Origin of the sequence: Streptomyces sp. ISL-1 (genome assembly GCF_018614585.1) — a bacterium.
GTDB lineage: Bacteria > Actinomycetota > Actinomycetes > Streptomycetales > Streptomycetaceae > Streptomyces > Streptomyces maoxianensis.
This window is the reverse complement of the sequence record NZ_JAGGOI010000007.1, coordinates 40,022-64,743: the sequence shown is the minus strand read 5'-3', so window position 1 is coordinate 64,743 and position 24,722 is coordinate 40,022. Positions and strand designations below refer to the sequence as shown.

At 69.1% G+C, this 24,722-nt stretch carries 15 protein-coding genes; 4 read left to right on the top strand and 11 right to left on the bottom strand.

What is annotated here, in order from left to right; genetic code table 11:
- Positions 1 to 148 precede the first annotated feature (148 nt).
- On the bottom strand, positions 149 to 1,156 hold the full coding sequence (locus J7E87_RS05725; protein WP_215090589.1) for a LacI family DNA-binding transcriptional regulator: 1,008 nt from the start codon (positions 1,154 to 1,156) through the stop codon (positions 149 to 151).
- A gap of 66 nt (positions 1,157 to 1,222) precedes the next feature.
- A complete protein-coding gene (locus tag J7E87_RS05720) occupies positions 1,223 to 5,512 on the bottom strand; it encodes a discoidin domain-containing protein (RefSeq protein WP_215090587.1) in 4,290 nt (1,429 codons plus the stop codon).
- Positions 5,513 to 5,833: 321 nt separating this feature from the next.
- Between J7E87_RS05720 and J7E87_RS05715 the strand changes: the two genes are divergently transcribed.
- Entirely contained in the window at positions 5,834 to 7,477 is a 1,644-nt protein-coding gene (locus tag J7E87_RS05715; protein ID WP_215090585.1) for a sensor histidine kinase, read from the top strand.
- Positions 7,474 to 8,154: a response regulator gene (locus J7E87_RS05710; RefSeq protein ID WP_215090583.1), complete on the top strand. Its 681-nt coding sequence runs from the start codon at positions 7,474 to 7,476 to the stop codon at positions 8,152 to 8,154. The genes J7E87_RS05715 and J7E87_RS05710 overlap by 4 nt, the downstream gene beginning before the upstream one ends.
- 61 nt (positions 8,155 to 8,215) lie before the next feature.
- Here J7E87_RS05710 and J7E87_RS05705 read toward each other — a convergent pair whose 3' ends face one another.
- From J7E87_RS05705 to J7E87_RS05695, 3 genes are all read right to left on the bottom strand, one after another.
- Positions 8,216 to 9,808, bottom strand: a complete 1,593-nt coding sequence (locus J7E87_RS05705; RefSeq protein ID WP_215090581.1) for a cation acetate symporter — start codon at positions 9,806 to 9,808, stop codon at positions 8,216 to 8,218.
- Complete coding sequence (locus J7E87_RS05700) at positions 9,805 to 10,356, bottom strand: DUF485 domain-containing protein (protein WP_215090579.1); 552 nt, start codon at positions 10,354 to 10,356, stop codon at positions 9,805 to 9,807. Before J7E87_RS05700 ends, J7E87_RS05705 begins: the two co-directional genes overlap by 4 nt.
- Before the next feature lie 260 nt (positions 10,357 to 10,616).
- On the bottom strand, positions 10,617 to 12,734 hold the full coding sequence (locus J7E87_RS05695) for a type IIA DNA topoisomerase subunit B (protein ID WP_215090577.1): 2,118 nt from the start codon (positions 12,732 to 12,734) through the stop codon (positions 10,617 to 10,619).
- Positions 12,735 to 13,167: 433 nt separating this feature from the next.
- Between J7E87_RS05695 and J7E87_RS05690 the strand changes: the two genes are divergently transcribed.
- Positions 13,168 to 13,398, top strand: coding sequence for a hypothetical protein (locus J7E87_RS05690; protein ID WP_215090574.1), 231 nt, complete (start codon positions 13,168 to 13,170; stop codon positions 13,396 to 13,398).
- A 157-nt stretch (positions 13,399 to 13,555) separates the two neighbouring features.
- Here J7E87_RS05690 and J7E87_RS05685 read toward each other — a convergent pair whose 3' ends face one another.
- The 6 genes from J7E87_RS05685 to J7E87_RS05660 form a co-directional block, all read right to left on the bottom strand.
- Entirely contained in the window at positions 13,556 to 14,377 is an 822-nt protein-coding gene (locus J7E87_RS05685; protein WP_215090572.1) for a serine protease, read from the bottom strand.
- Positions 14,378 to 14,565: 188 nt separating this feature from the next.
- A complete protein-coding gene (locus tag J7E87_RS05680) occupies positions 14,566 to 16,122 on the bottom strand; it encodes an RNA polymerase sigma factor (protein ID WP_215090570.1) in 1,557 nt (518 codons plus the stop codon).
- A 338-nt stretch (positions 16,123 to 16,460) separates the two neighbouring features.
- Positions 16,461 to 17,348 (bottom strand): FadR/GntR family transcriptional regulator, encoded by an 888-nt coding sequence (locus J7E87_RS05675; protein ID WP_215090568.1) that lies wholly within the window; start codon positions 17,346 to 17,348, stop codon positions 16,461 to 16,463.
- 159 nt (positions 17,349 to 17,507) lie between these two features.
- Positions 17,508 to 19,322: an ATP-binding cassette domain-containing protein gene (locus tag J7E87_RS05670; RefSeq protein ID WP_215090566.1), complete on the bottom strand. Its 1,815-nt coding sequence runs from the start codon at positions 19,320 to 19,322 to the stop codon at positions 17,508 to 17,510.
- 217 nt (positions 19,323 to 19,539) lie between these two features.
- Entirely contained in the window at positions 19,540 to 20,304 is a 765-nt protein-coding gene (locus tag J7E87_RS05665; RefSeq protein ID WP_215090564.1) for an NUDIX domain-containing protein, read from the bottom strand.
- Between the two features lie 727 nt (positions 20,305 to 21,031).
- On the bottom strand, positions 21,032 to 22,342 hold the full coding sequence (locus J7E87_RS05660; RefSeq protein WP_215090562.1) for a DUF4192 domain-containing protein: 1,311 nt from the start codon (positions 22,340 to 22,342) through the stop codon (positions 21,032 to 21,034).
- Positions 22,343 to 22,453: 111 nt separating this feature from the next.
- Between J7E87_RS05660 and J7E87_RS05655 the strand changes: the two genes are divergently transcribed.
- Positions 22,454 to 24,634 carry a RecQ family ATP-dependent DNA helicase gene (locus tag J7E87_RS05655; protein ID WP_215090560.1) on the top strand — a complete coding sequence of 727 codons (2,181 nt, stop codon included), beginning with the start codon at positions 22,454 to 22,456 and terminating at the stop codon, positions 24,632 to 24,634.
- The last annotated feature ends 88 nt before the right edge of the window (positions 24,635 to 24,722 follow it).

Below are 24,722 nucleotides of genomic sequence, written 5' to 3'. Positions count from 1 at the left end.
AACCACCGGCGACAGGAGTCCGCAATATCTAGCGCCAATTTCGTAAATGATTGACAGTGGAGTGCACGTCGGACGCGACAGCCGGTGCAGAAGCGACAGCGGGTGCAGATACGGCAGCCGGTACAGATGCGGCAGCCCGGCCGGTGCCTTAGCGCGGAGCCTGGGCGGTGGAGCCGCGCACCACCAGTTCCGGCTCGAAGAGCAGCTCACCCGGCGGCACCGCGCCACCCTGGATCTGCGCGCAGAGCAGCTCCACCGCGGCCCGTCCCATCGCCTCGATGGGCTGGCGGACGGTGGTCAGCGGCGGCTCGGTGCAGTTCATGAACGCGGAGTCGTCATAGCCGACGACCGACACGTCGGCGGGGACGGACAGACCGCGCCGGCGTGTGGCCCGTACCGCTCCCAGCGCAAGCGGATCGCTGGCGCAAATGATCCCGGTGACGCCACGGTCGAGCAGTCGCGTGGCCGCCGCCTGCCCGCCTTCCAGCGAGAACATGGAGCGCTCGACGCGCTCGTCGGGCAGCTCACGGCCGGCCGACTTCGCGGCCGCATGGGCGGCCGCGAACTTGCGGCGGGACGGCACATGGTCCTGCGGGCCGAGGACCAGGCCAATGCGCTCATGGCCGAGCGAGACCAGATGCCGCCAGGCCTGCTCCACCGCCACGGCGTCGTCGCAGGCGATGCAAGGGAAGTCGAGATTCTCTATGGAGGCATTGATCAGCACCACCGGAATCTTGCGCTCGGCGAGCAGTCTGTAGTGGGCGTGCGGGGCGTCCGCCTGCGCGAAGAGCCCTCCGGCGAACACGACTCCGGACACCTGCTGCTGGAGCAGCAGCTCGACATAGTCCGCCTCCGAGACGCCGCCCTTGGTCTGGGTGCAGAGCACGGGGGTCAGCCCCTGCTGCGCCAGCGCCCCGCCGATCACCTCGGCGAACGCCGGGAAGATCGGATTCTGCAACTCCGGCAGGACCAGACCGACCAGTCGCGCCCGCTCGCCGCGGAGCTGGGTGGGCCGCTCGTATCCGAGCACGTCCAGCGCCGTCAGCACGGACTGCCGGGTGGCCTCGGAGACTCCCGGCTTGCCGTTGAGCACCCGGCTGACCGTGGCCTCGCTGACCCCAACCTTCTTCGCCACTTGAGCAAGTCGTCGCGTCATGCACGCAAGACTAGCGCAAGCCATGCAAGCGGCTTGCGCTAGTCCGCGCTCATGGCGACAGGTCGCCTAGGGGTTGATATTGATCTTGAAGGTGGAGGTCGTGTTCTTCACGTCCTGAGCGTTGTTGCTGAATCTCAGACCGTTGAAGGTGACCTCACCGACGGCCGGTCCCTGCTCCGCCTCCGGCATCTCGTTCGCCCAGAGCCCGAAGCCGGACTTGGCGTCGTGCGCGTCCCCGCTCTTGCGAGCGCCGGAGATCGAGATGTCGCTGAGGATCGTGTCCTTGATCGGGAACTGCGGCTGTCCTCCCACGTAGTTGGTCTGGAACATGATCCCGCTGTACGTCGGATCCACGATGTCGACGTTGTTCACCCGGATCCCCTGGAACACCTTCGAGGCCGAGAAGAGCCAGATCCCGGGGAAGGTCTGCCCTCCCCAGAAGTGACCGCCGGCCCGGACGGTCGAGACATTCTCGACCGTCGTTGGTTCGGTCCCGAAGCCGTTCATCGGATAGCCGAAGTCCAGGGAGCTGATGGTGATCCCGGAGTAGACGAGCGTGTCCGCGATGTGGATGTTGCGGAAGGTGTTGTTGTAGCCGTCGTAGACGGCGATGCCTGCCGCACGCCAGGTGAGGATCGATGTCAGATTCTCGTAGACGTTGTTCTTCATGTCCGCGCCCCCGGCGTCGATCGCCGAGAAGAGCGCGAAGCTGTCGTCTCCGGTGGCCCGCGCCTCGTTGTTGGTCACGAGGTTGTCCGTCGACCCATTGGTCATGTTGATGCCGTCGGCGAACATATTGCGGATGCGGGAGTTCTTGATGGTGATCTTGTCGGTGTTCGCGCCCCAGTAGAGGCACACCATGTGCTCGTTCCAGATGTTGTCGATCACGATGTCCGAGACATTCGAGAAGTCGAACACCTTGCCCGGGCCGTCGATGCGCGAGGTGTAGTTCCCGAAGTACGCGAAGTTCGCGAACGACGAACCCTTCGCGGACGCCTCCGCCCGGAAGCCGACATCGGTGTTGTCCTGCGTCGACGGCGCGTTGAACCGGGTGTACCAGGGCCCGGCGCCGACCACCTTCACGGCCTTGCCGTACACCTGGAACTTGCTGGACGTCTGGTAGTCGCCGGCCGGCAGATAAACGCCGGCCAGCGTGCCGGTCGTGTCCATCCGCGCCTTGTCCAGGGCGTTCTGGACGTCCTGATGAGTGAATCCGGCCGGCACGGTGTACGTCGCCGGATCGGGGTTGGCGATGGGCGCGACCTGCTCCAGGCTCACGAAGTCGATCGCGTACTTGGAGCCGTTGGCCGCGTCCTTCTGCAGCTTGATCTTGCTGCCCGCCGGAACGGAATCGCCCAGCATGATGTGCGCCTCGTCGTAGATATGGCGCGGGGCGCCGGATCCCGGAGAGTTCCCGGGACTGGCCTCCGCTCCGTACAGCCAGGCGTACTTGGAGGTGAGGTCGATCGCCTTGCGGAAGGTGCCGTTGACGTACACGTTGAGCGTCGAGTCGTTGCCTCCGCCGCCCGGGGAGTCCGGGATGGAGAATCGCGTCACCAGGGTGTTGGTGCTCGCCCTGGTCGTGAACTCCACATAGTTGCCGGTGTTGTTGAGGGTCACGGCCTTGCGGCCCGACGCCTCGCCCGCGACGTCGCCGACGGTCCGGTTCGGTCCGACGACCTCTGCGCCGCCGCCCGCCGTGCCGTCCTCCGCCTCGTACATGTCGTACGGCATATTGGCGCCGCGGCCGACGAACAGCGGACGGGTGCTCGTGTTGTTGGCACGCTTGACCGGCACCTCGTTGGCGTCGTCGGCGACGACCACCTTGACGGTGTACGAGCCATTGGTGGCGGACCAGGTGCCGAGATTCACGGCTGATGTGGTCGCGCCGGCGGCGATGGCTCCGCTGTGCTCACCGGTGAGGGTCTTGACCGTCTCGCCCCTGGAGTCGGTCACGGTGAGCGCGATGCCGTGGCCGCCGCCCGCCGAGGCCAGCGTTCCCTGGTTCTTCAGGGCCACGGAGAAGGTCACGGTGTCACCGGCCGCGGGGCCGCTCGGGGTCCAGTTCACCGCGGATGCGATCAGGTCGGAGCTGTCGACCGGCCTCACCACCAGCGGAGCCGGGCTGGTGTAGGTGTTGTTGGTCTCGTTCTGCTCGATGACGGCGTTCGCCTCGTCGGCGACGGCGCTGAGCTGGTACGTGCCCGCGTCACGCGCCCCTATCGACGCGCTGACTGTCGCCTGTGCCCCGGCGGCCAGGGCGCCGGCCTGGGACGTTGCGACCTTGGTGCCGCCGAGCCGGAACGCGACCGCGCTCGCGGCACAGGCGACGGGTCCGCTGTTGCGTACGGTGACCGACAGGGTGATCGGGTCCGACTCGACAGGCGACGCGGGCAACGCCGTCAGACCGGTGACCTCCAGATCGGGGTTGGGCGCCGCAACGCCCAGCACCTGGAATTCCGCCACCTGACCCGCGGTCGCGCCGGTGTTGGAGGTGAACTTCAGCTGTACGTCGGCGACTCGCGCGTCGACCGGGACGGTCACCGCGTTGCCGCTCGCCGGATTGAAGGTGTAGTCCTTCGCAGCGGCCAGGCTGGTGAAGCCTTGCGCGCTCTGCTCACGGCCGAGCACCTGGATGTTCTGCGTCCGTGTGCCCCAGCCGCTGTCCGGATTGAGCTTGACGACCACGCTGCTCAGGTCGGCGTTGGCGCCCAGATTCACGGTGAGGGTGCCCGGGTAACTGGCCGCAGCGCCCTCCCAGTAGGTCGTCAGACTGTTGTCGTTGGCGTTCTCCGCGACAAAGGTGTGGATCACGGAGGAGGCGCTGATCGGCTTCCCGACGGCGAGGTTGGATGCCGAGCCCGTGGATCCGTTGCGGGTCACGGTGTTGCTGTTGCCGGACTCGTTCCCGGCGGCGTCCTTGGCACGTACGAAGTACGAGACCGTCGCGCTCGCGGGCTGAGGATCGGTATAGGTCGTGACATTGCCTGCCACGCTCCTGCGCAGCGCGTTGTTGGCGTAGATGTCGTACCCGGTGACCCCGGTGTTGTCCGAGGACGCGCCCCAGGTCAGCTTGATCTGGCCGGCGGCGGGCTCGGTGAAGGCGAGACCCGCGGGTGCGGTCGGTGCCTGGGTGTCTCCGGTGTCTGCCTTGCGGGTCACGGTGTTGCTGTTGGCTGACTGGTTCCCTGCCGCGTCCTTCGCGCGCACGAAGTACGCCACCGTGACGCTTGTGGACTGCGTGTCCGTGTACGTCGTGACGTTCCCGGCGACGCTGGTGCGCAGTTCGTTGTTGGCGTAGATGTCGTAGCCGGTGACGGCGGTGTTGTCGGTGGACGCCTCCCAGGTCAGCTTGATCTGGCCGGTGGCCGGCTCGGTGAAGGCGAGCGCGGTGGGAGCCGTGGGTGCCTGGGTGTCGCCGGTCGCCGGGCCATAGATCTCGAACTCCGAGACCTGGGCGGCTGCCCGGGCGGTGTTGGCGGTGACCAGTACCCGCACGTATCGCGTGATGGCGGCGTCGAAGGAGATCGTCACCGACCGGCCGCCGGCCGCGTTGAACTCGTACGCCTTGGACGCGGTCAGATCGGTGAAGTCCGCGCCGCTCAGGCTGCCCTGAATCTGCAGGGTCTGCGTTCTGTCTTCCCAGCCGTCGGGCAGACGCAGGACGACCCGGTCGACGCGGACGGAGGTGCCCAGGTCGGCCCGGATCCACTGCGGGAGATCGCCGTTGCGGCTCTCCCAGTAGCTGGCCCGGTTGCCGTCGTTGGCGTTGGCCGCCGCGTAGACCTCGGTGTGGCTGCCGGCGGTCAGAGTCTTGCCTCGGGCGAGATTGACGGAGGACTCACCGGCCGCGTGGACTTCGAGTTCGGACAGCTGGGCAGCCTGCCAGCCCGTGTTGGCGGTGATGTGGACGCGCACGAACCTGGTCTGGGCGGCCGGGAAGACGATGGCCACCGTATTGGCCTGGCCCGGGCCGAAGGTGTACGCGGCCGAGGTCTTCAGGGTCGCGAAGCTGGTGCCGTCGGCGCTGCCCTGGACGGAGAGGGTCTGCTGCCGGCTCTCCCACCCGGCGGGGAGTTTGAGGACCACTTCGTCGATCCGGGTGGCGCTGCCGAGGTCGGCCTGCACCCACTGGGGGAAGCTCGTACCGGCGCTCTGCCAGTAGGTCGCCTGGTCCGTGTCGGTGATGTTGCGGGCGGCGTACTCGCTGTGGGCGCTGCTCGCCGCCGCGGGGCGGCCCGCGGCGGCGTTGGGGCCGTCGGCGGCCGATGCGGCGAGCGACGGCCGGGCGATCAGCAGAAGACTGGCGGTGATCACGGCGGAGAGCACCCGCCAACTCCAGCGTTGCGGTCTCATAAGTCCCCGATCTTCGGCCCCGTGCGCTGACACAACGAGGCGCGGCTCTGTCGGCATACCTGTGCAACTGGCGTTTGTGCACTGTAGGACTGAGTCTTTTGCGCGTGGCGGTCAGAGAGTTGCAGAGATATGCCAAATCGTCTACTGCCATGACCGCGCCAAATACCCCGTCCTCATCCGCCCAGAACCCCTGGGTCCGGCGGCACCAGCGCCTTTGCCACTGATTTCCAAGAAGACGTAAGTCGACGGCAAAATGCGCAAACCATTTGCGCGGGAATGGAAGTTTCGCAAAGGCCGCTCGGCCATCTACCGTTCCTGGTCATGAACCCCGTTCCGACCGCCCCCGCCCGGCGCCGGCGGTTCGGCTGGCCGCAGCGGGTCTTCTCCCAGGTCCTGCTGATGCAGCTGGCCATCGCCACTGGTGTCACTGTGCTGGCCACCGGCCTCTTCCTCGCGCCGCTCAGCGCCCAGCTCGACGATCAGGCGATGCGCAGGGCGCTCGCCATCGCCGAGACCACCGCGTCCCCACAGGTCGCCGAAGAGCTGCTCGCCTCACGGCCGACGGCCGCCGGTCCGGTACAGGCCGAGGCCGAGCGGATCCGGGAGGCCACCGGTGCCGAGTACGTCGTGATCATGGACAGGCGCGGGGTGCGCTGGTCCCACACCGCCCCCCGGGAGATAGGCCGCGTCGTCTCCACCGACCCCAGCGCCGCGCTGGCGGGCAACGAGGTGATGGAGATCGACAGCGGGACGCTCGGCCGTTCCGCCCGCGGCAAGGTGCCGCTGCGCGACGACGGGGACAGGATCGTCGGCGCGGTGTCGGTCGGCATCGAGTACGACAGTGTGCGCGCCCGGCTGCTGGCCGCGATCCCCGGGCTGCTCGCGTACGCCGGTGGGGCGCTGGCCGTCGGAGCCCTGGCCGCCTATCTGATCTCCCGCAGGCTCCAGCGGCAGACACATGACCTGGCCTTCTCCGACATCTCCGCGCTGCTGGCGGAGCGCGAGGCGATGCTGCACGGCATCCGGGAAGGGGTCGTGGCGCTCGACACGGCGGGCCGGATCCGACTGATGAACGACGAGGCGCAGCGGCTGCTCGGCCTCGGCGACGAGGCGATGGGGCGGCCGCTCGAAGAGATGCTGGGCGAGGGCCGGACGACGGATGTACTGGCCGGCAGGGTCACCGGCGAGGACCTGCTGACCGTGCGCGGCAGCCGGGTGCTGATCGCCAACCGGATGCCGACCGACGACGGCGGCGCTGTCGTCACCCTGCGTGACCGCACCGAGTTGGAACAGCTCGGCCGCGAGTTGGACTCGACCCGAGGGCTGATCGACGCTCTGCGCGCACAGGACCATGAGCACGCCAACCGGCTGCACACCCTGCTCGGACTCCTCGAACTGGAGATGCACGAGGAGGCAGTGGAGTTCGTCACCGAAGTGGTCGGCGTGCACCGGGCCACCGCCGAGCAGGTCACCGAGAAGATCCATGACCCCCTGCTGGCCGCACTGCTGGTGGGCAAGGCGACGGTGGCGGCGGAGCGCGGCGTCTCGCTGCGCATCGCGCCGGGGACGCTGCTGCCCGACCGGCTGGTCGACCCGCGCGGTCTGGTCACGGTCGTCGGCAACCTCGTCGACAACGCGCTGGACGCGGCCGCCGGTTCGCCGGACCCGCGAATAGAGGTCGAGCTGCGGGCCGAGGGCCGTACGGCCGTCCTGCGGATCGCGGACAGCGGCCCCGGAATCGCGTCCGAACAGCGGGAGTTGATCTTCACCGAGGGCTGGTCCACCAAGGAGCTCCCGGCGCATGGCAAGCGCGGACTCGGCCTTGCGCTGGTGCGCAGGCTCGCGGAACGGCAGGGCGGCAGCGCGCGGGTGCGCGAGGCGCCGGGCGGAGGCGCCGAGTTCACCGTCGTACTCCCCGAAGCGCTGACCGAGCCGGGGCTGGCCACGGCGGTGGAGGCACGATGATCGACGTACTGGTGGTGGACGACGACATCCGGGTCGCGGAGATCAACGCGGCCTATGTGTCCAAGGTGCCCGGCTTCCGGGTCTCCGCGAAGGCATACTCGGCGGCCGAGGCGCTCGCCCGGATCGCCGACAGTCCGGTGGATCTGGTCCTGCTCGACCACTATCTACCGGACGGGAACGGGCTCGCGGTCGTACGGGAGCTGCGCACGCTCGGCCACCAGACCGATGTGATCATGGTGACCGCTGCCCGGGATGTGGCCACCGTCCAGGCGGCGATGCGTCATGGCGCGCTCCAGTACCTGGTGAAACCGTTCAACTTCGCGGGCCTGCGCGCCAAGCTGGAGGCATACGCCTCGCTCCGCCGCACCCTGGAGGGCGGCGGCGAGGCGGAACAGGCCGAGGTGGACCGGATCTTCGGGGCACTGTCGGCCGGCTCGATCGCCCCGGATCTGCCCAAGGGCCACTCGCCGACCACCGCCGAGCTGGTTCGCCAGGTGCTGCTGGCCGCCGAAGGACCGCTGTCCACCCAGGAGATCGCGGAGCGCGCGGGGGTGAGCCGGCAGACGGCGCAGCGCTATCTGAAGCTGCTGGAGCGGACGAGCCGCGTACAACTGAGCCTGAAGTACGGCGAGACGGGCCGCCCGGAACACCGGTACCTCTGGTCGGCGAGCCCCTGATCACCGGCCCGTCCGCGGGCGGCCTTCGGCGACGGCTCCGGTCCGGACCGCGCCACCGGCGTCAGACCGCGCCCGCACCCGTAAGCGCCCGTACCTCCGTCTCCGCGTGCTTCGCCGCGTCCGGCGGTTCGGCGGAGGTCAGGGTGCCGATCCACCCGGCAAGGAAGCCGAGCGGGATGGAGACCAGCCCCGGGTTCTGCAACGGGAAGACATGGATGTCGACCCCTGGGAAGAGCGCCTCCGGGCTGCCCGTCACGACCGGCGAGAACACCACAAGCAGCACCGCCGGAATCAGTCCGCCGTACACCGACCACACCGCCCCGCGCGTGGTGAAGTTCCGCCAGAACAGCGAGTAAAGCAGTACGGGCAGATTGGCGGAGGCAGCGACCGCGAACGCCAGACCCACCAGGAACGCGACGTTCAGATCGCGGGCCAGCAGACCGAGCGCGATGGCGGCCGCCCCGACGCCGACCGCGGCGACCCGGGCGACCGCGACCTCGCTGCGCTGCTTGGAATTGCGGCGCTTGAGTGAGGCGTACAGATCGTGGGCGACCGAGGCCGAGGAGGCGAGGGTGATCCCGGCGACGACGGCGAGGATCGTGGCGAAGGCCACGGCCGCGACCACCGCGAAGAGAACCGTGCCACCGGTCGATCCCGCGCCCCCGCCCAGGCTGAGGGAGAGCAGCGGAACCGCCGTGTTCCCAGCGGCGTTCGACGCTCGTACCGCGTCGGAGCCCACCACCGCGGCCGCGCCGAACCCGAGCACGATCGTCATGAGATAGAAGCTGCCGATGAGGCCGATCGACCAGACGACCGAGCGCCGGGCGGCCCGCGCGGTCGGCACGGTGTAGAAGCGGGACAGGATGTGCGGCAATCCCGCCGTGCCCAGGACGAGTGCCAGGCCGAGGCTGATGAAGTCGAGGCGCGCGGTCCAGTTCCCGCCGTACTTGAGACCGGGCGAGAGGAAGTCCTTGCCGTGGCCGCTGCGTTCGGCGGCGGAGTTCAGCAGCTGGTTGAAGTCGCCCTGGAAACGTGCCAGTACGAGCACGGTCATCGCGATCGCACCCGCCATCAGCAGTACGGCCTTCACGATCTGGATCCAGGTGGTGGCTCGCATCCCTCCCAACGACACATAGATCACCATCAGTGCACCCACGCCGATGACGGTCCACGAGCGCGCGGCTTCGCTCGTACCGCCCAGCAGCAGCGCGACGAGGCTGCCGGCCCCCACCATCTGCGCCACCAGATAGAGAACGGACACGGCGACCGAGGAAGTTCCCGCGGCGATGCGGACCGGGCGCTCGCTCATCCTTGAGGCGACGACATCGGCGAGAGTGAACCGGCCGCAGTTGCGGACGAGTTCGGCGACGAGGAGCAGGACGACCAGCCAGGCGACCAGGAAGCCGACGGAGTAAAGCATTCCGTCGTAGCCGTAGAGGGCGATGAGCCCGGAGATACCGAGGAACGAGGCGGCGGACATGTAGTCCCCGGCGATCGCGAACCCATTCTCCATGGGGGAGAAAAGCCGCCCGCCCGCGTAGAACTCCTCCGCCGAACCGCGCCTGTTGCGGCTCACCCAGGTCGTGATGGCGAGGGTGAGCGCGATGAACGCGCTGAAGAGCAGCAGCGCCAGAGTCTGGTGGTCCCCGCTCATCGCTCGTTCCCTCGCGTCATCCCCTGCGTTCCCGCCTGCTCCCGGGCCGTTGCCTCCGCCTGTGCTTTCGTCTGCTCCTGCGCCCTGGTCTGATCGAACACGGCCCAGCGCAGATCGAGCGCGGCGCGGTCCCGGCGCACTCGTGCATGGCGGGCATACGCCCAGGTCAGCAGGAAGGTGGTGAGGAACTGTCCGAGCCCGGCGACCATCGCCACATTCACCGCGCCCGCAACCGGCCGGGCCATCAGCCCGGGAGCCGTGGTGGCCGCGACGACATACGCCAAGTACCAAGTGAGAAAGGCGAGGGCGGCGGGGACGACGAACCCGCGGTAGCGGCCGCGCACTTCCTGGAAGGCCGCGCTGCGCTGCACTTCGAGGTAGATGTCGGCCGTGCACGGCCCGGCGCTCCGCCGGTCCACGGACTGCGGCGGCAGGACGGGCGCGGGGGCGCCCGTGCCGTCCAGCTCGCCCCAGCCGGAGGCCAGCGCGTCGTACCACGGGTCGTCCAGCCGTACCCCCGCGGCGTCCCGCCCTTCCTGCTTCTCCACCGATTCAACTCTCCTTGTCGGCGGACCGATTCGGCCGCATGCACAAGGATGGACAGAGCGGGAAGATCCCGGACGCATCTCCCTCCGGTCTTCACCCCATCAGGTGATGGCCGGTCCGGGTGGCTTCGCGAGGCCATACCGGCAGGCGTACCGCACGGTCTGTGCGCGGTCGTGAAGGCCCGCCTTGGCGAGGAGGTTGTTGCCGGGATCGGTTCAGGGGTGGAGCCGACGGCTCCACCCCTGGGTGGGCGAAGCCTTCGTCAGGCGTCGATCCGCGAGCGGTCCAGCGTCGCGGCGGAGCTGGTGATGAACTCCTTGCGGGGTGCGACCTCATTGCCCATGAGCAGGTCGAAGACCTGCTCGGAGGACTCCAGGTCGCCGATGTTGATCCGGCGCAGAGTGCGGTGGCGCGGGTCCATCGTGGTCTCCGCGAGCTGGTCGGCGTCCATCTCACCGAGGCCCTTGTAGCGCTGGATGGCGTCCTTGAAGCGGATCCCCTTGCGCTGGAACTCCAGCAGCGTCTGGCGCAGCTCGTTGTCGGAGTACGTGTACACGTACTTGTCCTGGCCCTTCTTGGGCTGGACAAGTTCCACCCGGTGCAGCGGTGGCACGGCGGCGAAGACCCGGCCCGCCTCGACCATCGGCCGCATATAGCGCTGGAAGAGCGTAAGCAGCAGACAGCGGATGTGGGCGCCGTCGACATCGGCGTCGACCAGCAGGACGATCTTGCCGTAGCGCGCCGCGTCGATGTCGAAGGTCCGGCCCGAACCGGCTCCTATGACCTGGATGATCGCGCCGCACTCGGCGTTCTTGAGCATGTCCGAGATGGACGACTTCTGGACGTTGAGGATCTTTCCGCGGATCGGCAGAAGCGCCTGGAACTCGCTGTTCCGTGCGAGCTTGGCGGTGCCCAGAGCGGAGTCCCCCTCGACGATGAAGAGCTCGCTGCGCTCCACGTCGTCGCTGCGGCAATCGGCGAGCTTGGCGGGCAGCGAGGAGGACTCCAGGGCCGTCTTCCTGCGCTGCGCGTCCTTGTGCTGGCGTGCCGCGATACGCGTACGGGCGGCGGCCACGGCCTTCTCCAGCACCGCGCGGGCCTGCGCCTTGGCATCGCGCTTGGTGGAGGTCAAAAACGCCTTGAGCTCCTTGGCGACGACATTGGCCACGATCCTGTTGGCCGCCGAGGTGCCCAGTACCTCCTTGGTCTGGCCCTCGAACTGCGGCTCCGCCAGCCGGACCGTGACGACCGCGGTGAGGCCCTCCAGGGCGTCGTCCTTGACGATGTCGTCCTCGGCGACGCGCAGCAGCTTGGCGGAGCGCAGCACCTCGTTGACCGTCTTGGTGATGGAGCGCTCGAAGCCGCTCACATGGGTGCCGCCCTTGGGGGTGGCGATGATGTTCACGTAGGACTTGACGTTGGTGTCGTATCCCGTGCCCCAGCGCAGGGCGATGTCGACGCCGAGCTCCCGGGTGACCTCGGTGGGTGTCATATGGCCGCGGTCGTCGAGGACCGGGACGGTCTCCTTGAAGGTGCCCTGCCCGGTCAGCCGCACCACGTCGCAGACGGCCTTGTCCTGGGCGAGGTATTCGCAGAACTCGCTGATGCCGCCGTCGAAACGGAAGATCTCCTCGCTCTTGCCCTCGCCCTCCAGGTCCCGCTCGTCGCGCACCACGATGGTCAGGCCGGGCACCAGGAAGGCTGTCTGGCGGGCGCGCTGGTGGAGGTGCTCCAAAGAGAGCTTGGCGTCCTTGAGGAAGATCTGCCGGTCCGCCCAGTACCGCACGCGAGTGCCGGTACGGGTCCTGGGCACCCGCTTGCCCTTGAGCAGCCCGTTCGCCGGGTCGAAGGGGGCGTCCGGGCCCGACTCGGTGAAGATACCGGGGACCCCGCGCCGGAAGCTGATCAGATGCGTGGCGCCGTTGCGGTCCACCTCGACGTCGAGGCGGGCGGAGAGGGCGTTGACGACGGAGGCGCCCACGCCGTGCAGACCGCCGGACGCGGCGTACGAACCGCCGCCGAACTTGCCGCCGGCGTGCAGCTTGGTCATCACGACCTCGACGCCGGAAAGGCCGGTCTTCGGCTCGACATCGACGGGGATGCCCCGGCCGTTGTCCTTGACCTCGACGGATCCGTCTTCGTGCAGGATCACCTCGATGTGGTCGCAGTGCGCCCCGAGGGCCTCGTCGACGGAGTTGTCGATGATCTCCCAGAGGCAGTGCATCAGGCCGCGGCTGTCGGTGGACCCGATGTACATCCCGGGGCGCTTGCGGACCGCCTCGAGCCCCTCGAGTACGAGCAGGTGCCGCGCGGTGTAGTTGGAACCGTCACGGTCTGCGGTCAGTACCGCTGTGGACGGCACGGACGTTTCGGCGGTCACGCGGTTCGCTCCTCGCTGAATTTCAGATGTGGCCCAGTGGGGTAAAGGCTCGGCGTCGGTCGCCGGTCAGAGGGTACCGAGGCCTGGTAGAGCCGATGTAACGCCACCCTAGTGACTTGTCATGCTAGTCCAGTCTCGTATACATGTTCGATCCCTCGATGGAGTGACGTGCACATCACGTTCCCTTCGAGGCATGAACCATTTAGGCTCCGGGCACGTCCTCATGAACAACCGGCAACCCAGCCGGGAGGGCCAAACGAGACAAGCAACGCGAAATCCGTAGAGCGAAGCAATACGGCTCATTCGCCGCCAACCGGCAACAGACAGTTACCTCGATAAGAAGTTTCGAGGAAAAGGCTCGAGCGGGAACGTTTTCGGGCTGGTTGGATGTTGACCCTGGTACGACAGCTCGTCGAGCTAGAGAAGAGGCGACGTGACTACTGTTCTGACCCCCGCGAGCCACCTGACGGCCGCTGATCGCTGCGACCGCTGCGGCGCCCAGGCGTACCTGCGTGTCGTCCTGACCAGCGGCGGTGAGTTGCTCTTCTGTGCCCACCACGGGCGCAAGTTCGAGCCGGAACTCAAGAAGATCGCCGCGGAAATACAGGATGAGACCGACCGACTCACGGCCGTACCGGCCGCTGTCGGTGAAGAGGAACACTGATACCTCGCATCCCCCGACGAGCCAAGGGCCGGTCTCCAGGACCGGCCGACGGGCGGCCACCCCTGAATACAAGGGGCGGCCGCCCGCTCTCATACCGTGACCTCGGTGGCGGTCCTCAGGCCTCAGACATCAGGCCGGGGGCCTCAGGCCTCCACTTTCACGGCTGCGACCGCACGACGGCCGAGATCCGCGTATAGACCCCCGGACTCTTCGCCTCCCCGCAGCCGCTGCCCCACGAGACGAGGCCGATGAGCCTCCCGTTCGCCACCAGCGGCCCTCCACTGTCCCCCTGGCAGGCGTCGCGCCCACCCTTGGCGTCTCCTGCGCAGAGCATCGTGGACGGGACGTAGCGCGCACTCTGGCCGCCCGGATAGGCCTGTCCGCAGACCTGGTCCGACAGGACCGTCACCTGCGCGGCGTGGAGCGAGGAGGCATAGCTGCCGTTCCCCTTCGTGTCGCCCCAGCCGTAGACGGTCGCGGTCGTACCCGGCTGGTACGCCGGGTCTCCGGGGCCCGCCAGACCGATCACCTGGGAGGCGGGCAAAGCCGTGGCGAGCGTCAGCATCGCCACGTCCCGGTTGTTCGTCGCCGGGTCGTAATCCGGCGCGACCCAGGTGCCGCTCACCGCGATCTCCTGACCTCCCACGCCGACCAGCTCCGAGCGACCGGAGAGGACACGCAGGTCGCGGAGGGCGCTCGCCTCCTGGCCGAGGACTGTCCGGCTCAGGCAGTGGGCGGCGGTCAGCACCTGCGTCGGCGCCACCACGACACCTCCGCAGAACTGACCGGCGCGCGTACCCCCGAACCGGTCACGGCTGGTCAGCGCGACCACCCATGGGCTGTCGGAGACACGTGCCGGATAGCCGCCCACGACCACTCCATCGGCGGCGGCGGGTACAGGCGATGTCAATGGCGCCACTGCCGCGGCGGTGATCAGGGCCAGCGCCCCGGTCAGGGCTCGGGCGAGGAAACGACGCATAAAAGGCCTCCTGACTCAGCGTGAAACGAGTCCACTCAGAGTCAGCCAACAGGCCACAGCGCGCACCCGGGCACATACGATGCGCACACGCGAGCCCACGCGAGACGCACGACGAAGGGCCCGCTCCCCTGACGGGATGCGGGCCCTTCGATCGATGTACGACCGCGACCTGGATGTACGACCGCGACCTAGTCGAGGTAGTCGCGCAGAACCTGCGAACGCGACGGGTGACGCAGCTTCGACATGGTCTTGGACTCGATCTGCCGGATGCGCTCACGCGTAACGCCGTAGACCTTGCCGATCTCGTCCAGGGTCTTCGGCTGGCCGTCAGTCAGACCGAAGCGCATCGAGACCACGCCCGCCTCACGCTCCGACAGGGTGTCGAGCACCGAGTGCAGCTGCTCCTGGAGCAGCGTGAAGCTGACCGCGTCGGCCGGGACGACCGCCTCGGAGTCCTCGATCAGGTCACCGAACTCGCTGTCGCCGTCCTCACCGAGGGGGGTGTGAAGCGAGATCGGCTCACGGCCGTACTTCTGGACCTCGATGACCTTCTCAGGGGTCATGTCGAGCTCCTTGGCCAGCTCCTCCGGGGTGGGCTCACGGCCCAGGTCCTGGAGCATCTGGCGCTGCACGCGCGCGAGCTTGTTGATGACCTCGACCATGTGCACCGGGATACGGATGGTGCGGGCCTGGTCGGCCATGGCGCGGGTGATCGCCTGACGGATCCACCAGGTGGCATACGTGGAGAACTTGTAGCCCTTGGTGTAGTCGAACTTCTCGACCGCGCGGATCAGACCGAGGTTGCCCTCCTGGATCAGGTCCAGGAAGAGCATGCCGCGGCCGGTGTAGCGCTTGGCCAGCGAAACGACCAGGCGGAGGTTGGCCTCCAGCAGGTGGTTCTTGGCGCGGCGGCCGTCCTCGGCGATGATCTCCAGTTCGCGCTTGAGCTTCGGCGCGAGCTTGTCGGAGTTCGCCAGCTTGTCCTCGGCGAACAGACCTGCCTCGATGCGCTTGGCGAGCTCCACCTCCTGCTCTGCGTTGAGGAGGGGCACCTTGCCGATCTGCTTGAGGTAGTCCTTGACCGGGTCGGCGGTGGCGCCGGCGACGGCGACCTGCTGTGCAGGCGCGTCGTCCTCGTCGTCGTCGGAGAGAACGAAGCCCTTGTTCTCGCCCTCGGCCTCTTCCTCCTCGCCCTTGCCACCGGGCTGGACCTCATCGAGCTGCTCTTCGCCCTCGGTGGCCTCGTCGGCGTCCTTCTTGCCCGTGGCCTTCTTGGCCACGGTTTTCTTGGCGACGGTCTTCTTCGCCGCCGTCTTCTTGGCTGTCGTCTTCTTGGCGGCGGCCTTCTTGACAGGCGCGGTTGCCTCGACCTCGTCGGCCGTGACGTCGACGGTCTCGTCCGTCGACGCCGCGGTGGCCGCGACGGTCTTCGCCGTTGCGGTCTTGGCCGCGACAGTCTTGGTGGCGGTGCGCTTTGCCGGGCTCTTCGCTGCGACGCTCTTGCGGGCGCGCTTCGGCGACTCCGCGGCACTGACCATCAGCGTCACACCCTCTTCCTCGAGGATCTGGTTGAGGCTGCGCAGAACATTCTTCCACTGGGTTGGCGGAATCTGGTCAGCCTCGAAGGCCCGACGCACGTCATCGCCGGCGATCTGCCCATCAGCCTTTCCCCGCTCGATGAGCGCCATCACAGACTCGGACTCGGCGATCTCCGGCGGGAGCGTACGGGATGTGCTGGCCGACACGAACAACCTCTCGGAACGATGGAAACGGCTTCCGGCCCCGCCCATGATGGGGCCGGAGCCGACGACCACCAGGCTGCGGATGTGCCTGTGGCGCGGGCTGAGCCTTGGATTCGCACAGCGCCCAGATCGGCGGCTGTATTCCCTCTTCGGCTATCACCTCTTAGGTCATCGCACTGTTTCGAGGAGTGTTACGCCCAATCCACGTGGCCCGAGTCACACCTCATTTACGACGAAACGACCAAATGGGGCGTTCACCACACAATCGTGCCGCCGGACCCCCGTGGAATCCGGCGACACGCGATGCGTACGCCTCCATACTCCTGACCGCGCCCCCGCGGTCAGTGCTCGCGCGGCGCGGGCACGACTCGCTCCACCTCAGGGTGGATGGTGAGCAGTTGACGCATGGCCGACTCCGCGCCGTGCGAGTCGCCGGTGGCGAGGGTGTCGACGATCCGCGCGTGGTGGGTCAGGGCAACCTCGGTCGGGCGGTCACAGCCAGTGACCGGGCCGCCGGAGACCTGGAGGGCCGAGGAGACGATGCCGGAGAGGTGCTCCAGCATCCGGTTGCCCGCGAGCTGGATCAGCAGGGAATGGAACTCCGAGTCGGCCCGCGAGAACGTGATCCCGTCGCCCTGGGCGAGGGCATGACTCATGATCTCCACCATGTCAGCGAGCCGTTGCTGGACGTCCTCACGTCCGTGACCTGCGGCAAGACGGGCGGCGAGCGGCTCGATGGTCCAGCGCAGCTCGCTCAGCTCCCGGCGCTGGTCGTCACGCTGCGGACCGAAGGCCCGCCACTCGATGATGTCGGGGTCCAGCAGATTCCAGTCGCTGACCGGACGGACCCGGGTACCGACGTTGGGGCGGGCGCTGACCAGCCCCTTGGCTTCGAGGACGCGCAGCGATTCGCGCACGACGGTACGGGAGACCTCGAAGCGCTGGCCGATCTCCTCGGGGACGAGCGGGCGGTCGGCTCCGAGGTCTCCGGAGACGATCATCTGACCAAGCTGCTGGACGAGTTGGCCGTGCAGTCCGCGGCCGCGGCTGCCTGCTGCGCGGCGGCCGACCCGACCCAACTCGGCGTCGGGGCCGTCCCAGGAGGGAGGGCCGACGCGGTCGGCGCCGGGCGACTCCGCGTAGGGGTATCGGTCGAGTTCGCCCGGGCCGGCGAGGCCGGACTCGGCGGGGCGGGCGGCGGTCATCATGGTGTGCGCAAGGGTACTCACGCATCCTTTGTCGGCTTGGGTTCAGCGGCCCTTGAGGTCTTTGGTGAAAAGCACACGAAAGGGTGATCGGCGCCGGCCCCGCAATTGACGCCTTATCGGAAGGAAGCGAGCGTACTCAAGGGAGTTGCGAGCAGTTCGCCGAGACCCGGTCGATCATGATCACCATCGGGCGCTACGACGAAGGCCCGTGAACAGGTACGTGCAGATCAGGGCCGACAGCGACAACGCCAGTGCCGCGCCGACGGGTTGGGCGAGGAGGCTCCCCCCGGCCGCGAGCCAGTTGTCCGCCTGCCACGGCAGCTGCAACCAGGCCAGCTCGCGCAGCCTGCCCGGGAGCCCGGCGATCGAACGGACTGACGGGGCGACGAGCGTCGCCTGCACGAGGGGGGCGATGAGGACCGGTACGGCGAGTACGGCGGCCACACCGGCGGCCGTGACCCGGAAGACTCCGGCGGCGAGGAGCCCCGCCCAGGCGCAGCCCACCGCGAGCCCGCCCCAACTGGATGCCAGCGCAGGCCAGTTCTGCGGGACCTGGGCCAAATCGCCTCCGTAAACGAGGCGGAGAGCCTGGACATCGGCCGCGACGGTGAGGAACGCGAGCAACAGAGCGGCCATGGCGGTCACCGCGAGCTTGGCCAGCAGGAGACCGAGGCGGCGGGGCACGGTGCCGCGGGCGGCGGCGAGCGCGGGATAGCGGAACTCCTCGCCGAAGGAGAGCGCCCCGAGCAGTCCGGCGCCGAAGGCAGCCGGCGGCAGCGGAAGGAACTCGGGCCAGGCGGCGAGCGCGGCGGGGAGGGGGGTGGAGCCGGAACGGGCGAGCAGGACACACAGGGCCGCGGAGGCGACGAACACGGCTGCCGCGACGAGGAGGGCGGTACGGACTCCGAGGAGGCGGCGTAGTTCGTACCGCAGGGGCCTGAGGGGGCTGCGTACCGGACGCGGCAGGGACAGGTCTGGGGGTGGGGCTGGAGGTGGGAGTGGGGCTGGGTGTCGCGTGGCTCGGGGGGCGGGCGGACCAGAGGGCTCCTCGCCGTGGGAGGCGGGGGCAGGCGAGGAGGTGGCCGGTGCCGGGGCGGGGGGCGGCGCGGGGGCGGTGGCGGGGCCGGTGTCACCGACCTCGTCGGTGAGCCGGTGGACGAGTACGCCGTGCCGGAAGGCGGTTTCGCCGATCTCGGCGCAGCTGCTGCCGTAGACGGAGAGCTGGCTGCTGCCCTCGGTGACAACCTCGACGGAGCGCCGGGCGGCGCGCGCCTCGCGGGTGACGGCGGCGGCAAGGCGGACGGCGTGCGGGGTACGGACTGCCACGCGGGGGCGGAGCCTGGTGCGGGAGAACGCGGCTGCGTCCTGGTCGGCGACGAGGCGGCCCGCATTGAGGCTGACGACGCGGTCGGCGAGGCGCGCGGCCTCCTTGGGGTCGCTGGTGGTGCACACAACGGTGCCGCCGCGCGTGGCGTGGGCGCGCAGCAGTCCGTACAGCCAGCTGCTCTCGCGGGGGGAGAGCCCCTTCGCGGGCTCGTCGAGGATGAGCGTCTGCGGGTGCCCCAGCAGCGCGGAGGCGAGCCCGAGCCTGCGGTCCATGCCGAGCGAGAGCGTGCCGAGGCGCCGACCGCCGAGGCCGGCGAGACCGACGACTTCGAGCAGCTCTTCGGCTCGGGAGGCAGGCACTCCGGCGGCGGCGCAGAGCATACGGAGCTGACCCCGGGCGGTCCGTGCCGGATGGCCCGGCACGTCACCGAGGAGCACCCCCACCTCGCGGGCGGGGTGGGCGATGCGGTGGAGGGGGGTGCCGCGGAAGTAGGTAATGCCCCGGCCGGACTCGAGTTCGAGCATCAGCCGCAGCGCCGTCGTCTTGCCAGACCCGTCGGCTCCGACAAGCGCTGTGACACATCCGGGCGGGGCCTCAAATGTGAGGTCGTCGACGGCGGGCGGGCGGTCTCGGCGGGGGTTGCTGGTCAGTCCGATGGCCTGGAGCATCGCTTCTCTCGCGGAAGGTGATACCGCTCGGCGGCAGGGCGGATACCCAGCAAGATAACGCGACATTTCTGACTTTTCGCGCAAAAGCCAAGGCCCTGGGTGTCAGCCCTCACCAGCGTCGGGCCTGAAGTCCTCTCGGGACGTGAGGACGGGACTTCGACCGGGCCCGGGCCAGAAGGCGGGGCCGAGATTTCAACCAAGCTCGGACCGGCTTCGGTCAGACCTCCGGGCGCAGCATCGGCGGGTTCAGCAAGGTCGCGCCACCCGCCCGGAACAGCTGGGCCGGGCGGCCGCCCTGGCGGGTGGTCGTGCCGCCCGCGGGCACCAGGAACCCAGGGGTGCCGGTGACCTTGCGGTGGAAATTGCGCGGGTCGAGCGCGACGCCCCACACGGCCTCGTACACCCGTCGCAGCTCGCCGACCGTGAACTCAGGTGGGCAGAACGCGGTGGCCAGCGAGGAGTACTCAATCTTGGAGCGGGCCCGCTCGACGCCGTCCGCCAGGATCCGCGCATGGTCGAAGGCAAGCGGGGCCGGCTGCTCGCCCTCGCGGCCGAACCCGTTCTCCTGACCGAGGAGATCCTCGACAGGGGCCCACCGCGCGCTGTTCGCGTCCCCGCCGGCTCGGGGCGCGGGAAGATCGGGCGCGAGCACCAGATGGGCGACGCTGACGACTCGCATACGGGGGTCCCGCTTGGGGTCGCCGTACGTGGCCAGCTGCTCGAGATGCGCGCCGTTTCCCAGTGCCGGGGAGGCCGGATCGTGCGCGCACAGCCCGGTCTCCTCGGCCAGTTCGCGCGCTGCCGCGGCCGCCAGATCTTCGTCACCCCTGACGAAGCCGCCGGGCAGCGCCCACCGACCCTGGAACGGCGGCTCTCCCCGGCGTACCACCAGCGCGCAGAGCGCATGACGACGCACGGTGAGCACGACCAGGTCGACGGTGACAGCAAAGGGCGGAAAGGCCGACGGGTCGTAGGGCGACATGCCCGCGATCATAGTCGTCTGCCTGACGATAAACACTCCCTTCGCCACCTGCGGCAACTCTTCTTCACCCACTCCCCCGCCCCCTCACACCCCCCGTCGGCGGCCTGCTCCACCATCGCCAGGCCGAGCCGACGTCGGCTCGGAGTTCGGGTCCGGGCCGTCCTGACGCGACGGCGCCCGGGCCCGCGAGGCCGGTGCCCAGCGCGATCTCCACCGGGAGCCTGAGCGGTCTGTCCGCCGAGCTGCGCAATGTGATCGGTCCCGTGCCGTCGGCGTCGCGCGAGCGCTCCACGCCGATCGGATCGGGTCCGTGTCGCGGGTGTTCGCACCACCGCGATGAATCTGGCCCGATCGGCGGAGACCAATCCGGCCTGCACCGCGGCCGGTTCGCGTCCCGCGACCCGCAACTGACATCGGCAGAGCAGGCGTCGACCCTAACCGTGGACACGCTCGAGCCCCCTCCCGCTGAGCCGACCATGCTCGGGAGAGATCGCAAAGCACGGCAGCGTCGGCGCAGACGAGCATGTCGTGCACCGTCGGCAGATCACCGGGTCATCCGGCTCCGGGCGGCGCCGGCCCGGATCGGGACCCGGCGAGGGGCAGTGATATGGCCAGGGGGGTCTGCTGTGCTTTCGTGCGCTCCGGACAGCCGCTGCGAATACCACGGCACGGGTCGTACGACTTCGCCACAACGGCGAACGGCTGCATGGGCGCCCGGTCACGGCAGTCATCGCCCGCTCCTGGTGCCACGTTGCCCGCTGCGCCTGCTTCCTCTGCCGCGGTTCCCCACCACTGACTTTTCGGGACGTGTCCCGGCAGGCGGCAGACGCTTCTTCCCCGCCGGCGGACGGACCCGCTGAGAACGCGGGCGGCGCGGTCGCTCACCTTTCTCGCGGGCAGCGGCGGACGCCCCTGAGCCGTGCTCCGTACGCAGACAGCTGCGCAGAGCCTCGGGGTCCAGTCCTTCGTTGCAGGCCTGGTGCAGCAGGCGGGCGAAGACATACTCGGGGTCGACGAGCAGGGCACGTCCGAGAGCGACTCTCGCACCGGGTTCGTCGCCGCTTGACCAGGCGACCCAGCCGGCGAGCGTGAGCGGTGCGGCGGCATGCTCGGAATAGGGGCCGACGCAACGGCGGGACAGCGCCCGCCAGAGCCGCAGCGCGGGATCCGCTTCCGCTCCCTCCATCCATTCCGCGGCCCGGTCCCGGGTCTCCCGGTCCTGCAGGCCGAGTACCACGGCGGCGGCCTCGTCGTGAGTGATGAGCCGGTCGTCCGCGACATCCGTCTCGGCCCAGCCCCCGGGGCGAGGGGTCTCCGCGATGCGTTTCATCAGTCGGCGGGCCAGCGCCAGGGTCTCCGCGGCGACCTGCTGACGCCCCTCTCCGTCCAGGATCCTGGGCACCAGCGCGGCACCCGCCGCGTCCAGCGCCTTCTCCTGGTCGGCCGCGGAAGCAGTGGCCATCGGCTCGAGCCGCGCCTCCATCTGCCGCAGGGTTCCGCGTACTTGGATGCCGGCGTACGCGGCGGCGGCAGCCATCACCGAGGTGCCGGGCAGAGCCAGGACATCGCCTTCGGGCGGACAGCAGCGCGAGTCGGGACAGCAGTAGGACCAGAAGCGGCCGTCGGAAATGCAGATCGCCTCATAGACGGGCACATCGAAGGTGCCACAGGCGGTCCTCAGCCGTTGCGCGAGGGGTCGCAGCCGCTCCATGACCCGATGGCTGGTCTCGCCTTCAGCCGGGTCCTGACAGAGGAAGACGACGACGCCGTCGGGGCGGGAGCCGCGGCGCTCGCTGCCTTCGATCAGGCACTCCGCGAGCTGCTGGGCCACGGGCGACCATTCGCGGGGTGAGCGCGGAATGCCCAGCCGCAGCCGCCCGCCGAAGCGCCCGCGGGTGCCGTGCAGCGCGACGAGCACAATCGAATCGTTCGGATGGAAACCCATCATGTACGGGAGGGCGTCGGCCAGTTCGGCCGGGCCGCGCAGGGTGATCTGCTGCTCGTCGGCCGGACCGGTGGGTTCGTGGTGCTTGTTCATGGCACGACCGTCTCGCGGCGGCCCCGGCTCCGCGACCCCTGTGGATAACGTTATCCACAGGATGACGGTCTCGTTCGCGCAATGTCGGCGGTATCAGGTTGCATGGGGGGCATGACCAACGCAGACGTCACAGATCCCGCAGCCCTCAGGGCCTCAGCCGATTCCGTACTCGCCCGGCTCGTCTCGGACCCCACGGGCACCGCCCGGCTGCGCGAGGACCAGTGGCGGGCGATCGAGGCGCTTGTCGCAGACAAGCGCCGGGCGCTGGTTGTGCAGCGGACCGGCTGGGGCAAGTCCGCGGTGTATTTCGTCGCGACCTCGCTGCTGCGCGAGCGCGGCAGCGGCCCGACCGTGATCGTCTCGCCTCTGCTCGCACTCATGCGCAACCAGGTGGAGGCCGCGGCGCGGGCCGGTATCCGTGCCAGGACCATCAATTCTTCCAACACTGAGGATTGGGACACCGTCCAGGCCGAGGTGGCCGCGGGCGAGGTGGATGTGCTGCTGGTCAGTCCCGAGCGGCTCAACAACCCCGATTTCCGTGACCAGGTGCTTCCCAAGCTGGCCGCGGCCACCGGACTGCTGGTGGTGGACGAGGCGCACTGCATCTCCGACTGGGGCCATGACTTCCGGCCGGACTACCGACGGCTGCGCACGATGCTGGCGGAGCTGCCGGCGGGAGTCCCGGTGCTCGCCACCACAGCGACGGCCAATGCGCGCGTGACCGCGGACGTCGCTGAACAGCTGGGCACGGGAGCGGGCACGGACGCCCTCGTGCTGCGTGGCGCGCTGGACCGGGAGAGCCTCAGCCTGAGCGTGCTCCAGCTCCCCGATGCCGCGACTCGGCTGGCCTGGCTGGCCGATCACCTCGGTGAGCTGCCCGGCTCCGGGATTATCTACACCCTGACCGTCGCTGCGGCCGAGGAGGTGACCGCGTATCTCCGGCAGTGCGGCCACACCGTGGCCTCGTACACCGGCCGCACCGAGAACGCCGACCGACAGCAGGCCGAGGAAGATCTGCAGGCCAACCGTGTCAAGGCCCTGGTCGCCACGTCCGCGCTGGGCATGGGCTTCGACAAACCCGATCTCGGATTCGTCGTTCACCTGGGCTCGCCCTCTTCCCCCATCGCCTACTACCAGCAGGTAGGCCGCGCGGGCCGTGGCGTGAAGCACGCGGAAGTGCTGTTGCTGCCGGGCCGGGAGGACGAGGCGATCTGGCAGTACTTCGCCTCGGTGGCCTTCCCGCCCGAGGAACTGGTGCGACGCACCCTCGACGTACTGGCGCAGGCGGGCAGGCCGCTCTCCCTGCCCGCGCTGGAGCCGCTGGTCGAGCTGCGGCGTACCCGGCTGGAAACCATGCTCAAGGTCCTGGACGTGGACGGTGCGGTGCGCCGGGTGAAGGGTGGCTGGACCACCACGGGCCGGCCCTGGTCGTACGACGCCGAGCGGTATTCGTGGGTCGCGCGGCAGCGGGAGACCGAGCAGCAGGCGATGCGCGATTACGCGGGGTCGACGAGTTGCCGGATGGAGTTCCTGCGGCGGCAGCTGGACGACGAGGAAGCCGCTCCGTGCGGGCGCTGCGACAACTGCTCCGGAGCCCGGTTCAGCGACAAGGTCTCCGGTGCGGCCCTGGATGCCGCGCGCGGAGAGTTGGGCAGGCCGGGTGTGGAAGTGGAGCCCCGCAAGATGTGGCCGACCGGGCTGGCAGCGGTGGGCGTCAGTCTCAAGGGCCGAATCCCTGAAGGCGAACAGTCCTTCGCCGGCCGGGCGCTGGGCAGGCTGTCCGACATCGGCTGGGGCAACAGGCTCCGCCCGATACTCGCGGCACAGGCTCCGGACGGTCGAGTTCCGGACGATGTCGTGACGGCGGTGGTGACCGTGCTCGCCGACTGGGCCAAGGGTCCGGGCGGATGGGCGTCCGGCGCGCCGGACGCACCGCCCCGGCCGGTCGGTGTGGTCACTGTCGCCTCGCGTAGCAGGCCCGAACTGGTCGGGTCCCTCGGCGCCCGGATCGCTGAGGTCGGCCGGATGCCCTTGCTGGGAACCGTGGAGTACGCACCTGAGGCCATGGACACTCGGATCTCGCGCACCAATAGCGCGCAGCGGGTGCGGGCCCTGCATGAGGCGTTCATCGTGCCACCCAGGCTGGCCGAGGAACTGGTCTCGGCCGACGGACCTGTCCTACTGGTGGACGATCTTTCGGACAGTGGTTGGACACTTGCGGTAGCGGCAAGGCTGCTGCGCAGGTCTGGTGCGAGGGGCGTGTTTCCGCTGGTCCTGGCGGTTCAGACGTGACATGAGGGGTCGCCGGGGGCCCAGCTGGGCAGGGATATGGCAGGGATATGAGCCTCATACCCGCCGATTCCCGGCTGTGCCGCCAGAT